The sequence below is a fragment of the Rickettsiales endosymbiont of Peranema trichophorum genome, assembly GCF_004210275.1.
In the GTDB taxonomy this organism is placed as follows: Bacteria; Pseudomonadota; Alphaproteobacteria; order Rickettsiales; family Midichloriaceae; genus RICK02.
Genome location: NZ_SCFA01000004.1, coordinates 1 through 15320, shown reverse-complemented (window position 1 = coordinate 15320; position 15320 = coordinate 1). Strand labels below are relative to the sequence as shown.

Below are 15320 nucleotides of genomic sequence, written 5' to 3'. Positions count from 1 at the left end.
GAGTTTGCTTTAGCTTCCTGTGGACATCATAGACTCAATATCAGGAAGTTGCCTGCGTCTTCTATCGCGTTTCATTTTTTTAGGTTTGCTTCCTGAAAGTGCGTTGATTTTGACGTAGTCCTCAACAATTTGATTCAGTTTATCTATCTCCTTGTTAAACGAGTGGCCTGCGTTATTAATAAGCATATAATCTATGCTGGCTTCACGCTGCTTATCCAGTTTTTCGTATAATTCATACACTGCATCTTCAGGTACGACGGCGTCCTTTGTTCCCTGTATGATTAGGCCTCGAACAGGACACGGTGACAAAAAGTTGAAATCGTATGAATTGACAGGTGGAGCGATCGTGATGAATCCATCAAGCTCTGGTCTTCGCATTAGGAGTTGTAGTGCAATCCATGCTCCAAATGAGAAGCCTACTATCCAATGACTTGATGCTTGTGGATGTTGTGACTGCATCCAATCCAATGCTGCTGCAGCATCAATAAGCTCACCGAGACCACTGTCAAAAGTGCCATGCGATCTTCCTACGCCTCGAAAATTGAACCTCAAAACCGAGAAATTATTTTTTGCCAGCGTATGAAATATATTATATACAACTTTGTTATTCATTGTCCCCCCGTGCAAAGGGTGTGGGTGGAGAATTATAGCAACTGGCGCGGTTGTTTCGGAGCTTTGATAGTATTTGCCTTCTAATCTACCAGCCTGTCCAGTCAACATAACCTCTTTAATGACAGTCTTATTCATAACAATCAACCATAGTGTGTTATTAATGAGCGAGGACAAACTTACAAATCCTTCACATGGGATAAAGTATAGCTTATTACGAGTATTTATAAAACCAATTTTCACAACTATATTGAAAAGAGTCTGAATTGCATAAAGTATGCCTTGTTCGCATCACTATGAAAACTACTATGGCATCACTTGCTGTACACGAAATTTTGTGATAAAAATGCGTTCGGTATGTTAAATAAAAACAAAACCAAACCAATACAAAAATTGGTATTGCGATAAATGCTGAAAATTTCTTGTATAAAAAGACGTGCGGTAGTTTTCTATGGTTCTTACGGACTCTGGCTATCGGTTCAGCGAAGATCAGCGAAGAAGGATATTGTATGTCTAACAATCTGATATACTTTGACCACAATGCGACTTCTCCACTGTTGGGATGGATCAAAGAAGAGATGGATAGTGTTGCTATGTCACCACTCAACCCTTCTTCAGTACATTCCTTAGGTAAGAGTGCAAAAAATCTCTTATCGACTGCGAGAGAGAGCCTTTTAGACGCAGTACATGCTGTGAATGGGTATAATGCTATATTTACCTCGAGCGGTACAGAAGCAAACAATATAGCTTTAAAAGGTTTGAGTGTTGCAAAACGCATATGTACTCCTATTGAACATCTTTCTGTTTTAAATGTGGTAGGTGACGCTACAATACCATTGGGTGGTGATGGCATTGTTGATCTTGAAAAATTAGAGGCTTTGCTGGCAATGTTATCGGAGCGATCAGCTTCTGGTGTGTTACTGTCAGTTATACTAGCAAACAATGAAACTGGAGTGATACAACCTATCAGTGATGTTGCCATCATTGCACACAAGTACAATGCGATAGTGCATACAGATGCCTCCCAGGCTTTCGGGCGCTTGCCAATAGATATGGGGCAGTTAAATGTTGACCTATTAACTATCTCTGCGCATAAAGCTGGTGGCCCTGTAGGTGTTGGCGCATTGATTTTTAAAAAGGGTCTTCAATTATCTCCAATCATGGCTGGAGGCCAGCAAGAATATGGTATAAGGCCAGGTACGCAGAATGTATTCGCAATACATGGTTTAGGAGTGATGTGCAGAAATATTGATGATATAACCACTTCCTTTAGGAAACTTGAAGTTTTAAGAGATTGTATTGAGAGAAGGCTCCAAGAATTTACCAACCAAGTGATCGTCTTTGGGCAGAACTCCCCAAGGTTACCAAATACATCTTCCATAGGAATGCTTGGTGTATCGAATGAAACGCAGTTGATACATTTCGATCTTCATGATATAGCTATAAGCGCAGGTTCTGCATGCTCATCTGGAACGATTGGGGTACCATACGTGCAAGTTGCCATGGGTTATGATTTAAAAGAGGCAAGCACTGCTGTTCGAGTGAGTCTAGGACCAGCAAATACACAAGAAGAGGCCGAACGCTTTGTAGGCGTTTGGAAATCTTTGTTTGACAAAATTGACAGTGAATCAGGAAGGGTATAGCAACAGTATGAATAGCGCGATAAAAAACGAAAAGCTTCCGATATACATGGACTATCAGGCCACTACTCCTGTTGATCCAAGGGTTTTAGAAGCTATGCTGCCTTATTTTTGCGAGAAATTTGGAAATCCTCACTCTAGGAACCACAAGTTTGGATGGGACGCTGAAGAAGCTGTAGAGGTTGCAAGAAAAAAAATAGCAAATGTGATCAACGCAAATACGAAAGATATCATTTTTACCTCGGGAGCCACTGAATCAAACAATTTGGCGTTGAAGGGTGTAGCCCATTTTTATAGAACTAGTAAAAATCACATTATTACAGTACAAACTGAGCACAAGTGTATACTAGATACTTGCAAACATCTAGAACAAGAGGGATTCAAGGTAACTTATCTACCTGTTGAACAGAATGGCATCATCAATTTGAAGACTTTGGAAGATACCATTACCAGTGATACTGTTATTGTGTCTGTAATGGGTGTAAACAATGAGATTGGCGTGATTCAACCACTTGCCGAGATAGGTGAGCTTTGTAGAAAGAATGGAGTATTTTTTCATACTGATGCTGCGCAAGCTTTTGGGAAAGTTCCTATAGATGTTGTTGCAATGAAAATTGATTTGCTTAGCGTCTCAGGTCACAAGATATATGGTCCTAAGGGTATAGGGGCGCTTTATGTCAATCGTAATCCACGTGTTAGGTTAGAAGCTATCATTAACGGAGGTGGACAAGAGCGCGGAATGAGATCAGGAACGTTGCCTACGCCTTTGATAGTTGGTTTTGGTGTGGCCGCTGAGATATCGCAATCTGAGATGATCGAGGAGGATGCTAGACTACGTAGGCTTTCAAATAAATTCATCTCTGCTATGAAACAGATACCGGAAGTGTATTTAAATGGTGATGTGGAGCGCAGAATCCCTGGTAATATCAACTTGAGTTTTTCTTGTATTGAAGGGGAATCTATGATAGGTGCAATAGGTGAGCTCGCGGTTTCTTCAGGTTCTGCTTGTACATCATCGTCTCTGGAGCCTTCATATGTTCTAAGAGCATTGGGTATAGATGAGGAGCTTGCACATACTTCCATCAGATTTGGAATAGGTAGGTTTACAACAGAGGAAGAGATAGACTATGCAATCAACGTAATAAACCAAGCTGTGGGAAGACTGAGAGAACTGAGCCCTCTTTGGGAGATGTTACAAGACGGAGTGGACTTGAAGTCTATAAAATGGAAAGCACATTAACAATCTACTAAAAATGAAAAATCAAAAGAGGTAAATATGGTATACAGTCCTAAAATTATGGAACACTATGAAAATCCCAGGGGTGTCGGGAGCTTTGCTAAAGATGAGCCAAATGTTGGTACAGGTTTGGTAGGGGCTCCTTCCTGCGGTGATGTGATGAAACTCCAGATCAAAGTGAATCCTGAGACGCAGGTTATAGAGGACGCTAAAATCAAGACCTTTGGTTGTATTTCTGCCATAGCTTCCAGTTCATTGGCGGTTGAAAAGATGAAGGGCAAAACAATAGAAGAAGCATTGCAGATCAAAAACACTCAAATCGTAGAGGAACTGTCCCTGCCTCCCGTGAAGATTCACTGTTCTGTGTTGACTGAAGAAGCTATTAAAGCTGCGGTTGATAATTACAAGCAACAAAACAAAAACGTATAGGTTGTGTTATGACTTCAAAAAATGTGATTACCATCTCTGATGCTGCTGTTGCTCAAATTAAGCGTGTGCTGTCTGATCTTGAGAACAAAAGTGTGGGCATTAGAATAGGTGTAAAGTCTGGTGGATGCTCCGGTTTGTCGTACAAGTTTGAATATGCGCAAAGTGTTGAACCATCTGACGAAGTAGTGGAAGTGGGTGGAGTGTCAGTGTTTATAGAGCAGCAAGCATTGATTTATTTGATGGGCATGAAGTTGGATTACGTTGATCATAAAGTACGTTCTGGCTTTGTCTTTATTAACCCAAATGAAAAGGGTACTTGTGGTTGTGGCTCCTCTTTTTACGTGTAGATGCTTTGTGATTCAATGATGTTTATAAAATGGTTTGGTTACCCTCTGCTATGCTCCGCCTTGTGGTGTACTGGGGGTGTGTCGTGAAACGTAACGTGAGGTATGTGACAACTGTATGAATGGAGATGTTGATAGGCGGATAGACCATGGTGCAGTACTGAAAACAGTAGGATTAAGTGGCTTTAACGCCCTGTTAATCTACGCTGGTTACAGCTTAAACTACACGCTGTTTCAAAATATTCCTACTGTAGGGGAGATTGTAGCTGATGTTGGAATGAATACATTGATGACAACTCTAGTTGATGCTACCTGTGGAGGCGTTGTAGAGCACGCCAGAGACGACCAATTTGTGAAGACTCTATACAGAGACATGGGAAAGTCATTAGAAGTGGTTTGGCACGCAGCAAATGGAAACGGAATAGGTCATACAAATATAACTTATTCCATATGGCATAGTCCTGAATATATTTTAAAGGCAATTGGTAAGTACAGCGTCCATCATTTACCGCATCGCACAGCTCACAATATGTACTTTGGACTTGGTGTATTATCAAAGACGTTGGCAATAGTGGAAAAAGATAGGCAGCGTTATGAACCTGAGCAGGGATACGTAGAGTACGTGCTTAAGGAAGTCAATAACAGTACTTACGCCTTTGAGCCTTTCGTGGTATGGCTTTTGAGGGCTTCCACAATCACCATCCCAAAAGATATCACTGCATCTTTGATATCTACTCTGATTAGAGTATATGGGATGTCTGATACACTAGACAAATCAGTGGCATGTCTCACACTCGATGTGTTCTCAAAAATCACATCTGTTCCTTTATCCAAGCAGGGATTAAAAAAGGATCTGACTATGGTGCCTGTGGACTCTGGTCTCATTAAGTGCATGATGATAAAAGCTGCTGTGATAGGTGCCTATGCAGCCTATACCTTTGTTGACTCATTGATAATGAGGCCATGCTATATAGCGATAGCAAGACCAATAGGAGAGCATGTTGACTCTTTGGATGTGTCTCTAGCGACCAAGGTAGCAGGAAGTATTGTGTTACTGTTTGGGTATAACGCATATCTCAGTAGTTCAAGTATCATTAGTGCTGGCAATCTCTTGTTATTAACAGCTTCATCTTGTGCGGGAATAGGGCCACAGGCTTTAATTGCTACAACTCTTGTTGTGGGTTACGTTGGTATTATTGGAGCTATGACAATCTACTTGAGAAATGATACGAGTAGTCACGACATATTACAAAATGATGAACTGAACCCAGAACAAACGGTATTTTCAAAGAGTTTAAAGTGTGATATACTGTCACAGTTCTATGAAAACCAATCTGTAAGTACTGGAAAAATGAAGATATGTGCTGGTGATGTTATGAGTGACATAGCTCAATTATACTGTAAGCAAGTGAAGAATACTGAATACGATATGTGTTATCAAAGCGATAATGGTGATTGGTTACCCGTAGAGGTGACAAAATGTTGTTTTGGGATGGAGGGAAACTGATGGTAACAAGAAGTAAAAATACTGTATGTTGTTTTGTTTACATACTAGCTTTATCGATGATGTATACACCTGTTTTAAGAGCTGACGATGTAGGTTCTCTAGGCGCTATACCACATAATGAGCGTGATGCATCTGAATTTGTCGATGCAGAGCTGGCATCGAGGATGGGGCGACTGGAGCAGGCTGTTATCAGTATGCAAAAAAGAATGTACAATAGTAACGTTAATGGATCGGCTGGTGTTGATTATGATATGGTTGTGGAGATAGAGCACATACATACTCAACTGAAAGAGATTAGGGGCATCTTGGAGCGTATTGAATTTGAAAAGATGCAATTGAAAGCGCAGTTTGATAAATTTACAGCAGATGTTGAGTATAGGTTGTCAGAGATTACAAAGGTCAAGAGTCAAGAAAATACAAGTGATATACGGACCGGCTCTGATATATCTAGCACTGACACATCTAATACAAAGAAGCAAGAACAGATCGCACCGAGAACAGCTGAGGAAGATTACAAAGCAGCTGTGTCTTTGTATAAAGATAAAAAAGAGGCTCAAGCTGCTGTATCATTGGAGAATTTTGTCAACAAGCATGAAAAAAGCAAGCTGCTGATCGATGTGTACTTCTTGTTAGGTGAGATTTACACAAAGCAAGGTAAATATGAAAAAGCAGGTGCAAATTATGCAAAGGGATACAAGGCTCAACCCAAGTCTGCTAAGGCACCGGAACATTTATATAAGCTTGGCCAGTGTTTAGTGCATCTTAACAAGAAAGAGCAAGCCTGCATAACATTTGCAAAGTTGCTTGAGGAATTTCCTGCGATTTCTTCTGATTTTAAAAAGAAGTTAAACAAGGAAATAGGGGTGTTAAATTGTTCAAAGAAAAATTAGGGTACTCGCATGTTAATACAGACTCAATTGACGCCTAATCCAAATACTTTAAAGATATTGTTACCTCAACAAATTGTGAAGAGAGGGGTGTTTGCATTTAATAACACTCAAAAGGATCTGGAGAGTTTACCGGTGTTGATAAGAAATATTTTAAGTGTGGATGGTGTAGACTCTATTTTGATTACTGTTGAATTTATGACAGTCACCAAAATTGATACTTGGGATTGGAATGTAGTAAAACCCCTTGTGCTAAGTATTTTGATGGACTCTATATCTACTGGTACTTTGGCGATTGAAGCAAGTGTATTGGAACCTATCGCACATGAAGATACACAAGAGTGTGTAGATGATCATGTTGTAAAACAAATCAAAGAGCTTCTTGACACTAAGGTAAGGCCAGCTGTAGCTCAGGATGGTGGTGATATTACGTATAGGTCCTTTAAGGATGGTGTGCTATACGTGGAATTGAGGGGGGCATGCAGTGGCTGTCCTAGTTCTTCAGTCACCTTAAAGAGTGGTATAGAGAACATGATGAGATACTACATACCAGAAGTACTAAGTGTTGAGTCTGTATGAAGCAATACCAATGCACATTTTTAAATGATTCAAAACGGATTTTTCGGAATTGGGCTCTGCGCAGGTATTTCAATACGCTTACGCAGCCTCATCCTCAAATCCATTTGCCTGATTTAATCTGAAGTTTGGTATAACCTCGCGACGTATGAAGAAAGCAACTTTCTATATACAGGCATTGTTTTGTTCATAGGTTTCAGTAGGTGTGTTTCCAGAAAATACTCTGAAATCTCCAATCCAACTAAAATGTCGCTGATAGAAGCAGTCACGCTGTGGTCTATCAAAAATTGTGGTAATGGCATCAGTTTCTGGTGATATGGTGCACCTACTTCAAGGCTTATGGCGGAAGCGGATTTGGGTGATATATACTTTAGGTTTTCTGATGTGCCGGTGACTTTACACTTGGTCAGATCTAACCCAAATCCTGCAGATGCAAGAATATCAAAGATCTCTAACTTGACATAATCGCTGAGGTACTGGTCGATTGCTACATCGTCCATGTTGAGTTTGACCAGCAACTGTTCAAGGTTCCGATATAATGTGTTCTGTGGTTCTCTTTCAGATATCAACATATCGATCATTGCAAGTGCTGCAGATGCTATAGTCGTTTGTATTTTTTTATAGCATATCAATGCTGGAATGTTGAGGAGCTGCTCGCACTGAAAGAGTCCAAGGTGTTCTTGTAATCTGGCTTTCCACGTGATGCGGACTATGCTGGCTACATCTGGATACTCTGTGTTTTTCTTTCGTGTTTTATACAGCCCTGAAACTATACCATGGTTTTCAAGTAGCGCTTTAATTATAAAACTCGATTCTTGGAACCTTTTGATAGCAACTATAATACCCTTATCTTCTATGATCATAGTTGTGGAAGTGCCGTATCGTCAATTTGAAAGTTGTCTATGAGCCTTACTCCTTTAAATCTTACCGCTCCTAATCTTCTACCCCATTTGTTTTCTACATAATCCACTTCAAATCCGTGTTTGTGAAGTTGCTTTACAATCTCTTCATTTGGTATGTTGGATAGCAAAAGATGGGAGAACATAGAAGCAGTATTTTGGTCCTCTGGAGATAGTCTCTGATTTCTTGAGCTACATGCGAGGCCTGTAGGTTCTCTGACTGTTGGACAAAGCACTATGTTGATATCCAAAAAGAATGCCATGATCATGTTTTTGACAAGCAGGTACTGTTGATAATCTTTGGCTCCAAAATAGACATTGGAAGGTTGTACTAAAATGAGTAATTTCAAAACCACTGTGAGCATACCGGTAAAGTGACCTGGCCTCTTTTCCCCTTCGAGAGAGTTGCCGAGATCTGAATGCTCGGATATTCGATAAGTGTAGTTATCTGGATACACTGCATTATGTTCCAGTACCAGTACGTAATCCACTTTTTCTTTTTCGGCGATCGCAAGATCTTGTTCTAGTGTCTTTGGATAACTGAGTGCATCTGATGGATCATCGAATTGTGTGGAATTGACAAAGATACTTAATACGGTCACGGTGTTTTTTTTGACAGATCTCTTGATGAGACTTGTATGTCCTTTGTGTAAATTACCCATCGTTGGTATAAAGCCGATAGAGTAGCTTGGATAACTGCGTAGCTTCTGCCTTATAACATGCCACAGATCAGGAGAGTAAATAACGTGCATAATATGATACCATCTTATATGTTACTGCGTGTTTAGTACTTTCCACTTACCAATGTTTTGAGTCTCAGTTATTTCTGATCAACTTGTAATGATCATACATGGTAATATACTATCCAGTCTTTACTGATTGCAACTACCAATCGTCGGTTTATGAAAAGCATATGTATGGGAAGCGTCCGGATAGATACCGCTATTCACTTCTTTGCAAAACTCTTCTATTGCATTTTGAATCAGTTCGGCACCGTTGATATACTTTTTTAAAAACTTTGGTGCAAACTCTTGGTTCATACCAAGCATATCCTGCAGAACCAAAATTTGGCCAGACGTATCGGGGCCTGCACCAATCCCTATCGTTGGGATACTCAAAGAATCTGTGACATGCTTTGCTATTTCAGCAGGGATGCACTCAAGTACTATACTAAAACATCCGAGATTTTCTAACTCTTTTGCATTTTTTAAGAGTACTCCGGCTTCTTCATTTGTTCTACATTGCGCATGCGTACCACCTATGAGGTTAACATGCTGTGGCATCAAGCCTAGATGACCCATGACTGGTACACCAGACTGGACTAGATGCTTGATCAGAGTTTCGTTACCGTCTATACCCTCTAACTTGACTGCGTTTGCACCTGCTCGCATTAACTTTTCTACAGTGTATACAGCAGTATCAAGTGATTTCCTATGAGATAGAAATGGTATGTCGGCTACTATAAATTTTTGTCCTATACCACTTCTCACAGCTTTGGTATGCAGTGCTATCATTTCCACATCAGCATGTACTGTGTTTAAATGACCGTGCATAACCATTGCTACACTGTCACCAACTAGCACAGCATCTATGTCGCTATTTGCCAAGATTCTAGCAGTCCAATAATCATAGCAAGTCAACATTTTGATGGGACTGCGACCTTTTGTAAATACGGTGATGTTGTTGATACTCATTTTTGTTTTTGCAATTGTTCAAATGTTTCTATAAAGGCCATGTAGACTTTTGAATAAGGGTCGCTTGACAGTGCTTTGATGTTGTCTTCTATAGTGCTCTGGTCGTTCCGGACTAATGGTCCGGTCAGAGCAGCTTTGTGGTCTGTGATAAGGTTCTTACAGATAGCTTCGAGGTATGGGTATCCTACTTGTTCTGGAATTTGAAATCTATGAGATAATTCCATAAACAGTTTGGACCACAATAAGGTGGTGAAGTTACCGCTCATTACACAGAGTGCGTGGTAGAAGCCACGGTCTGCCTCATCTATATAGTAATGAGGGTTGATTAATCCAGGAAAGAGTTCGGTAAATGCCTTCTTACCTTTTTCCAAAATAAAGGGAATCCTTTGATACTCAAGGTAGGTATAAAATGTACTGCCGAATGTCATGAACGGGTGGACGCATAACGCTTTGTTTGTGATCAAACTACCAGAGCAATGGATTAATTGTTTGCTACGTAGTGCTGGCATGTTATCGATGAAGGTGACGATATCATCATCTTTAATGAGCAGAAGTATAACATCTGAATACTTCACTAATTCGTCTAGCTCCATTTTACTGGATTTGGCTCTGGACCAATTGCGGACAGATAGGTTGGAAAGAGTGAAGTAACGCAGCAGGTGATTGGCAAGCTTACCACCTCCTATAATACCATATACGGGCTGTCTATTCATAAATCATTCCTACCGACTTTTGTAAGCTGTTTGATTGTATAGTCTATACTCACATTTGTTTTGTAGATTCACTCTTATCTTTTTATACTTTGCTTTATGAAAAACCTTTTCTGCTTGTACTAACCGAAGTTATTGATACATTGGTCACTATACAGGGACTGTACAACAAATCCTTTTATTATGGCTACAAACAAACTACAAATTTTGCGATGCTTAGTATTAATAACCACCAGTGCTTTTATATACATTACATCTTGCTAAAAGCTAGAGATTTTTTAAGATCATGTTAGGGTCCCATACCAAAAGCATTTAAAATAATTGCAATGCAATTCTTGCTATATGTTTTTTAGCAAAAGTATGCGATAGTGTTGTTCTGCTTATAATTTGTTATGTATTTCGATGCTTTTTCATTTGTCAGATTTGCTCGTCAAGTATTACTCATTTCTTAACGTCTTTAAATACATCACATTCAGAAGCGGTGGTGCCATGGTGACTGCTCTTCTCCTCAGCTTTATATTTGGGGATAGAGTGATCAGATTGCTTACATCTATACAGGTGGGAGGGCAACCAATCAGGGCAGATGGACCAGCTTCACACCTTTCGAAAGCGGGAACTCCCACAATGGGTGGAATCTTAATTTTACTCACGATGATAATATCTGTGTTGTTATGGGTAGATCTAAGAAATCCATATGTGTGGATTGTAATGTTGATAACACTATCGTACGGGATGATAGGCTTTTGCGATGATTTTTCAAAGTTGAGATATCGCAATCACAAGGGTATCTCAGGAAGAACTAAGCTGTTCTGGGAGTTTGTGTTTGGGCTCCTGAGCGTCTCATTGATTGTGCACTATAGTGATCCATTACTATCTATGAAACTGACGGTCCCGTTTTTTAAGCATACTTTAATCAATCTCCATTATTTCTACCTTATATTTGGGTGTTTTGTGTTAGCGGGTACATCTAATGCTGTAAACTTAACTGATGGTTTAGATGGGCTGGCAATAGTACCTATCATGATAGTCGCGGCATGTTTTGGGTTGATCAGCTACCTAGTTGGTCATGCCAGCTTTGCGCATTATCTGCACATTGAATATGTGGCGCATTCTGGTGAATTAAGCATATTCTGTGCTGCTCTCATAGGCTCAGGACTAGGGTTTCTGTGGTATAATGCTCCGCCTGCTCAGGTGTTTATGGGTGATGTTGGCAGTCTCGCATTGGGTGGAACAATAGCAGCGATTAGCATTATTACAAAGCATGAAATAGTTCTTGCAATTACCGGTGGACTATTTGTAATAGAAGCGCTATCTGTTATGTTACAGGTATTCCATTACAAATTACTGGGTCGAAGAATTTTCAGAATGGCTCCAATTCACCATCACTTTGAAAAATTGGGATGGCCAGAGACGAAAGTTGTTATACGATTTTGGATTATAGCCATCATTTTTGCTTTATTAGGGCTTGCGACGTTGAAATTGAGGTAAGGCAGTGATTACAATATACAAATATCAGGATCAAAAGGTAGGGGTGCTGGGGCTTGGCAAGACTGGTTCGTCTATTGCTTTCTCTCTTTTATACGGCAATACAAAGGTCATGGCTTGGGATGACAACTTTAAGCGCATTACCAGTGGTTGTGACATCATTGATTTGTTCTGTAACTCTGCTATTACAACTGGGCAGCTTGTAGTGAATAACAATGACTATATAGAACGTATCAAAGATTTAAAAGCAATGGCGGTGAGTCCTGGTATTCCCCATACCCATCCTGTTTTTGCAAAGGCTGTTGAGGAAGGTGTGCCGATTGTTTCTGATATTGAATTGCTTCAAAGTACGTGTCCTAGAGCTGACTACATTGCTATTTCTGGTACCAATGGCAAGTCTACTACAACAGCCTTGATAGCGGAGATACTGAAAACCACTAAAAAGGAAGTGGAGATGGGTGGTAATATAGGTGTACCTGTTCTTGATCTTGCTCCGTTGGATGAAAGGGGTGTGTATGTACTGGAACTATCATCGTTTCAATTAGACCTGTTGTGCCAACATCGGTTTAATGTCGCAATACTTTTAAACATCACACCTGATCACGCAGATCGTTACAAGAATTTTAGTGAATACAAGGCAGCGAAAGCAAAGATTTTTGACAATCAGACATGCGATGATTTTGCAATTATTTCTATTGATTGTCAAAATACCAAGGAATTATACAATACAATTGTATCAAAAAATGTTCAAAAAGTGATACCTATATCAACTGCCATAAGAGTTGCAGGCGGTGTAAGTGTAATAGAAGGAACGTTGTACGATGACATAGACGAAATGAACGTCGAGTCTTTCAATCTAGGTCACTTGGTTGGTTTGCTTGGAAGACACAATGCAGAAAACATTGCTGCTGCTTACTCTGCATCTAAGCTAGCTGGATTGGCACCTTCAGTTATTGTAGACGCTATTAGGAAATTTCGAGGGTTACCGCATAGGATGGAGACTGTCAAAGCGGTAGGTGACTTGACATTTGTGAACGACAGCAAGGCAACGAATGCTGATTCTGCCAAACAGGCGCTTGACTATTGCAATGATATTTACTGGATAGCTGGAGGCCTTTGTAAGGATGGTGGAATAGAGCAGTTGAGTGTACTTTTTGGTAAACTGAAACATGTATTTTTGATAGGTGCTTCAGAAGAGCAGTTTGCACAAGTGCTGGATAAGTATGATGTGACCTACACCAAGGCTGGTAATATTCAAAATGCACTGGAGCTGATCAAGCGATCGTCTCCACAAAAAGGTACTGTCCTTTTATCTCCTGCCTGTTCCTCTCTTGATCAGTGGAAGAACTATGAAGAAAGAGGTGACGCTTTTAAGGAAATTGTGCATAGGCTATGGAGCCAGTGAGTATAAGCGACTGATCGTTCAACTGCTCATATGGCTGATGTTGTAGATCTCCTGTCTTATGGCGTGTACGGACTGCTGGGACGTTTTGGATGTGGTCAGAATCGTGTCATTGCAGAAGCTATATCTACATACTATGCTTTGTATATCATGTTGCAAGATTACTAGTGCTTCTTCTTTGATCTTATCGATTTTTGTCAACACTATTTGTACGCAGACGGTATGGTGGTTAAAAAACTCCAGCATGGCTATATCACTTCTTTTTAAACCATGTCTGGCGTCCACCAATAGAAACACTCGTTGAAGTTCTTGCCTGTGCTTGAAGTAACTTTCTACAAGAACGCTTAGTTTAGTTATCATCGATTGTGAGACGTTTGCATATCCATATCCTGGCAGGTCTGCTATATATAGGCATGGTGCAACAGTAAACAGGTTGATTTGTTGTGTTCTGCCTGGCGTCTTTGAGACTTTGGCTAAGTGTTGATTGTTAAATATCGTGTTGATGAGACTTGATTTACCAACATTTGACCTACCTATAAATGCAATTTCACAATGAGGGAAGTAATTGGGCAGGGCTTTGACATTGGATGCTCCAACAATAAAGTTACAAGGTTGTGAAAAGAAACGTGCAATCTTTGAGCTAGACACAATGATAAATGCTTAGTGAAGTTGAAAAATTTCTCATCTGCTTGCATTCCACAGAGTTTGAAAAAGATAGCAAAGGCCGACTAGAAGCGAAGTAAAAAACGGTTGCAGCACCAGAGCAGGCCTTGTACAGGCAAAAGATGGTGGAGGCAAACGGATTCGAACCGATGACCCCCTGCTTGCAAAGCAGGTGCTCTACCAACTGAGCTATGCCCCCATAATTTCGTACTACAGCTCTTGAATGGAGCGGGTGAAGGGATTCGAACCCTCGACCCCAACCTTGGCAAGGTCGTACTCTACCCCTGAGCTACACCCGCATGTACTTCAAAAGCTTTCTCTACTACAACGCCGCTTTTGAAATTCTGTCTGTCTTTACAAATCATTTATTAAAGTTGATAAGACAGAAGTGCACCAAAGACACGAGGCTATTGCAAGCAACACCAACGGGCTTTTGCACTATGCTGCAGTAATCAGATCATATCGATAAAAATCAGAATTGCAATCAGATTTTTTGCATCAATACTAGAAATTAATATGCCTTACCCCCTTTGCTTGGATTCATAATCTTTTACTTCTGTGTCACCCATAGTCGTCCCCAACACTATAGGCGATATGCTTGATGACAGAACATCCAAATCCTTCAACTCTCCAAATCCAATCGCATACAGTTTCTCAACTCGCACAGCAATCACCATTCATAGATGCTATGATTATTCATTGCAAAATAGCTGATATCACATTCTCAGGCAAACCAGTCACAGTACTGACCTCTGATATACTCATACCTTTCTTCAGCAACTTCACCGCTATCTCCATCTTGCCTTTCTCCGTCCCTATAGCAATACCTTCTTCTATACCCTCTGCCTTGCCTTTCTCTGTACCTAATGCAATGCCCTTTTCTATGCCCTCCTGTCTCGCTTCGTCTATGGTGTATTCCTGTCCGTCAAGCAATAACCTCGCCCTCACATATGCATCATATGATTCATCACTCCAGTTAAACCTCTCTAGCTCCTTATACGCTTCTAATATGTGCTCGTCCTTCGTACCTATTGGCGGCTCCTTCACTTCCTCAGATCTACTTAAAAAAAATAGCCACTCATCTTCTATGCCACTGAGCTCATCCTCTCCCTTCTTAAACTTCGGCAGTTCTATAAAGACGTACGACAATGCAAATAAGTGCCTTTCATTCGTCTTTTCTTCTCTTGTGGTGTGGTAACTGATGCAGCCTATGTTACCTCCAAACAGCTTCTTGTTCT

The 15320-nt window shown here is 40.4% G+C and carries 17 protein-coding genes and 2 tRNA genes; 9 read left to right on the top strand and 10 right to left on the bottom strand.

The annotated features are described in order from the left end of the window. Positions 1-9: 9 nt before the first annotated feature. Complete coding sequence (locus tag EDM53_RS00345; RefSeq protein ID WP_242507790.1) at positions 10-747, bottom strand: alpha/beta hydrolase; 738 nt, start codon at positions 745-747, stop codon at positions 10-12. Between the two features lie 371 nt (positions 748-1118). Between EDM53_RS00345 and EDM53_RS00340 the strand changes: the two genes are divergently transcribed. The 7 genes from EDM53_RS00340 (at position 1119) to EDM53_RS00310 (ending at position 7232) form a co-directional block, all read left to right on the top strand. Further along, positions 1119-2252, top strand: a complete 1134-nt coding sequence (locus EDM53_RS00340) for a cysteine desulfurase family protein (protein WP_130121315.1) — start codon at positions 1119-1121, stop codon at positions 2250-2252. Between the two features lie 7 nt (positions 2253-2259). Next, positions 2260-3489, top strand: coding sequence for an IscS subfamily cysteine desulfurase (locus EDM53_RS00335; RefSeq protein ID WP_130121313.1), 1230 nt, complete (start codon positions 2260-2262; stop codon positions 3487-3489). Between the two features lie 36 nt (positions 3490-3525). Then, positions 3526-3915 carry a Fe-S cluster assembly scaffold IscU gene (iscU, locus tag EDM53_RS00330; RefSeq protein ID WP_130121311.1) on the top strand — a complete coding sequence of 130 codons (390 nt, stop codon included), beginning with the start codon at positions 3526-3528 and terminating at the stop codon, positions 3913-3915. An 8-nt stretch (positions 3916-3923) separates the two neighbouring features. Beyond that, complete coding sequence (locus EDM53_RS00325; RefSeq protein ID WP_130121309.1) at positions 3924-4262, top strand: HesB/IscA family protein; 339 nt, start codon at positions 3924-3926, stop codon at positions 4260-4262. Positions 4263-4377: 115 nt separating this feature from the next. After that, the gene (locus tag EDM53_RS00320) at positions 4378-5766 is read left to right on the top strand and encodes a hypothetical protein (RefSeq protein WP_130121307.1); all 1389 of its coding nucleotides are present in this window, start codon (positions 4378-4380) and stop codon (positions 5764-5766) included. Further along, entirely contained in the window at positions 5766-6656 is an 891-nt protein-coding gene (locus EDM53_RS00315) for a tetratricopeptide repeat protein (protein ID WP_207215380.1), read from the top strand. The genes EDM53_RS00320 and EDM53_RS00315 overlap by 1 nt, the downstream gene beginning before the upstream one ends. A gap of 9 nt (positions 6657-6665) precedes the next feature. Then, the gene (locus tag EDM53_RS00310; RefSeq protein WP_130121303.1) at positions 6666-7232 is read left to right on the top strand and encodes a NifU family protein; all 567 of its coding nucleotides are present in this window, start codon (positions 6666-6668) and stop codon (positions 7230-7232) included. 113 nt (positions 7233-7345) lie between these two features. Here the strand turns inward: EDM53_RS00310 and recO are convergent, their stop codons facing one another. From recO to EDM53_RS00290, 4 genes are all read right to left on the bottom strand, one after another. Continuing rightward, positions 7346-8092, bottom strand: coding sequence for a DNA repair protein RecO (gene recO, locus EDM53_RS00305; protein WP_130121301.1), 747 nt, complete (start codon positions 8090-8092; stop codon positions 7346-7348). Then, a complete protein-coding gene (gene panC, locus EDM53_RS00300; protein ID WP_130121299.1) occupies positions 8089-8880 on the bottom strand; it encodes a pantoate--beta-alanine ligase in 792 nt (263 codons plus the stop codon). The genes recO and panC overlap by 4 nt, the downstream gene beginning before the upstream one ends. Before the next feature lie 120 nt (positions 8881-9000). After that, on the bottom strand, positions 9001-9822 hold the full coding sequence (panB, locus tag EDM53_RS00295) for a 3-methyl-2-oxobutanoate hydroxymethyltransferase (RefSeq protein ID WP_130121297.1): 822 nt from the start codon (positions 9820-9822) through the stop codon (positions 9001-9003). After that, positions 9819-10535, bottom strand: coding sequence for a DUF2520 domain-containing protein (locus EDM53_RS00290; RefSeq protein WP_130121295.1), 717 nt, complete (start codon positions 10533-10535; stop codon positions 9819-9821). The genes panB and EDM53_RS00290 overlap by 4 nt, the downstream gene beginning before the upstream one ends. A gap of 399 nt (positions 10536-10934) precedes the next feature. Here EDM53_RS00290 and mraY point away from each other — a divergent pair, with 399 nt between their 5' ends. Both mraY and murD read left to right on the top strand, forming a co-directional pair. Continuing rightward, on the top strand, positions 10935-12020 hold the full coding sequence (mraY, locus tag EDM53_RS00285; RefSeq protein WP_130121293.1) for a phospho-N-acetylmuramoyl-pentapeptide-transferase: 1086 nt from the start codon (positions 10935-10937) through the stop codon (positions 12018-12020). Between the two features lie 4 nt (positions 12021-12024). Then, positions 12025-13422 carry a UDP-N-acetylmuramoyl-L-alanine--D-glutamate ligase gene (gene murD, locus EDM53_RS00280; protein WP_130121291.1) on the top strand — a complete coding sequence of 466 codons (1398 nt, stop codon included), beginning with the start codon at positions 12025-12027 and terminating at the stop codon, positions 13420-13422. 18 nt (positions 13423-13440) lie between these two features. Here murD and yihA read toward each other — a convergent pair whose 3' ends face one another. The 5 genes from yihA to EDM53_RS00260 all read right to left on the bottom strand — a co-directional run. Then, on the bottom strand, positions 13441-14067 hold the full coding sequence (gene yihA, locus EDM53_RS00275; RefSeq protein WP_165379493.1) for a ribosome biogenesis GTP-binding protein YihA/YsxC: 627 nt from the start codon (positions 14065-14067) through the stop codon (positions 13441-13443). A gap of 138 nt (positions 14068-14205) precedes the next feature. Then, positions 14206-14281 (bottom strand) — tRNA-Ala (locus tag EDM53_RS00270). A 25-nt stretch (positions 14282-14306) separates the two neighbouring features. Continuing rightward, positions 14307-14381: transfer RNA gene (locus tag EDM53_RS00265), tRNA-Gly, on the bottom strand. A gap of 222 nt (positions 14382-14603) precedes the next feature. Next, positions 14604-14759, bottom strand: a complete 156-nt coding sequence (locus EDM53_RS05980; RefSeq protein WP_207215379.1) for a hypothetical protein — start codon at positions 14757-14759, stop codon at positions 14604-14606. A gap of 19 nt (positions 14760-14778) precedes the next feature. Further along, positions 14779-15320, bottom strand: a 542-nt coding sequence (locus EDM53_RS00260; protein WP_207215378.1) for a PD-(D/E)XK nuclease family transposase, incomplete at its 5' end; no start/stop codon positions are given.

Bases quoted from the DNA above. Each gene is read 5' to 3' on its own strand.
- EDM53_RS00345 (WP_242507790.1), bottom strand. From the start codon at position 747: ATGAATAAGACTGTCATTAAAGAGGTTATGTTGACTGGACAGGCTGGT.
- EDM53_RS00340 (WP_130121315.1), top strand. From the start codon at position 1,119: ATGTCTAACAATCTGATATACTTTGACCACAATGCGACTTCTCCACTG.
- EDM53_RS00335 (WP_130121313.1), top strand. From the start codon at position 2,260: ATGAATAGCGCGATAAAAAACGAAAAGCTTCCGATATACATGGACTAT.
- iscU (WP_130121311.1), top strand. From the start codon at position 3,526: ATGGTATACAGTCCTAAAATTATGGAACACTATGAAAATCCCAGGGGT.
- EDM53_RS00325 (WP_130121309.1), top strand. From the start codon at position 3,924: ATGACTTCAAAAAATGTGATTACCATCTCTGATGCTGCTGTTGCTCAA.
- EDM53_RS00320 (WP_130121307.1), top strand. From the start codon at position 4,378: ATGAATGGAGATGTTGATAGGCGGATAGACCATGGTGCAGTACTGAAA.
- EDM53_RS00315 (WP_207215380.1), top strand. From the start codon at position 5,766: ATGGTAACAAGAAGTAAAAATACTGTATGTTGTTTTGTTTACATACTA.
- EDM53_RS00310 (WP_130121303.1), top strand. From the start codon at position 6,666: ATGTTAATACAGACTCAATTGACGCCTAATCCAAATACTTTAAAGATA.
- recO (WP_130121301.1), bottom strand. From the start codon at position 8,092: ATGATCATAGAAGATAAGGGTATTATAGTTGCTATCAAAAGGTTCCAA.
- panC (WP_130121299.1), bottom strand. From the start codon at position 8,880: ATGCACGTTATTTACTCTCCTGATCTGTGGCATGTTATAAGGCAGAAG.
- panB (WP_130121297.1), bottom strand. From the start codon at position 9,822: ATGAGTATCAACAACATCACCGTATTTACAAAAGGTCGCAGTCCCATC.
- EDM53_RS00290 (WP_130121295.1), bottom strand. From the start codon at position 10,535: ATGAATAGACAGCCCGTATATGGTATTATAGGAGGTGGTAAGCTTGCC.
- mraY (WP_130121293.1), top strand. From the start codon at position 10,935: ATGCTTTTTCATTTGTCAGATTTGCTCGTCAAGTATTACTCATTTCTT.
- EDM53_RS05980 (WP_207215379.1), bottom strand. From the start codon at position 14,759: ATGGTGATTGCTGTGCGAGTTGAGAAACTGTATGCGATTGGATTTGGA.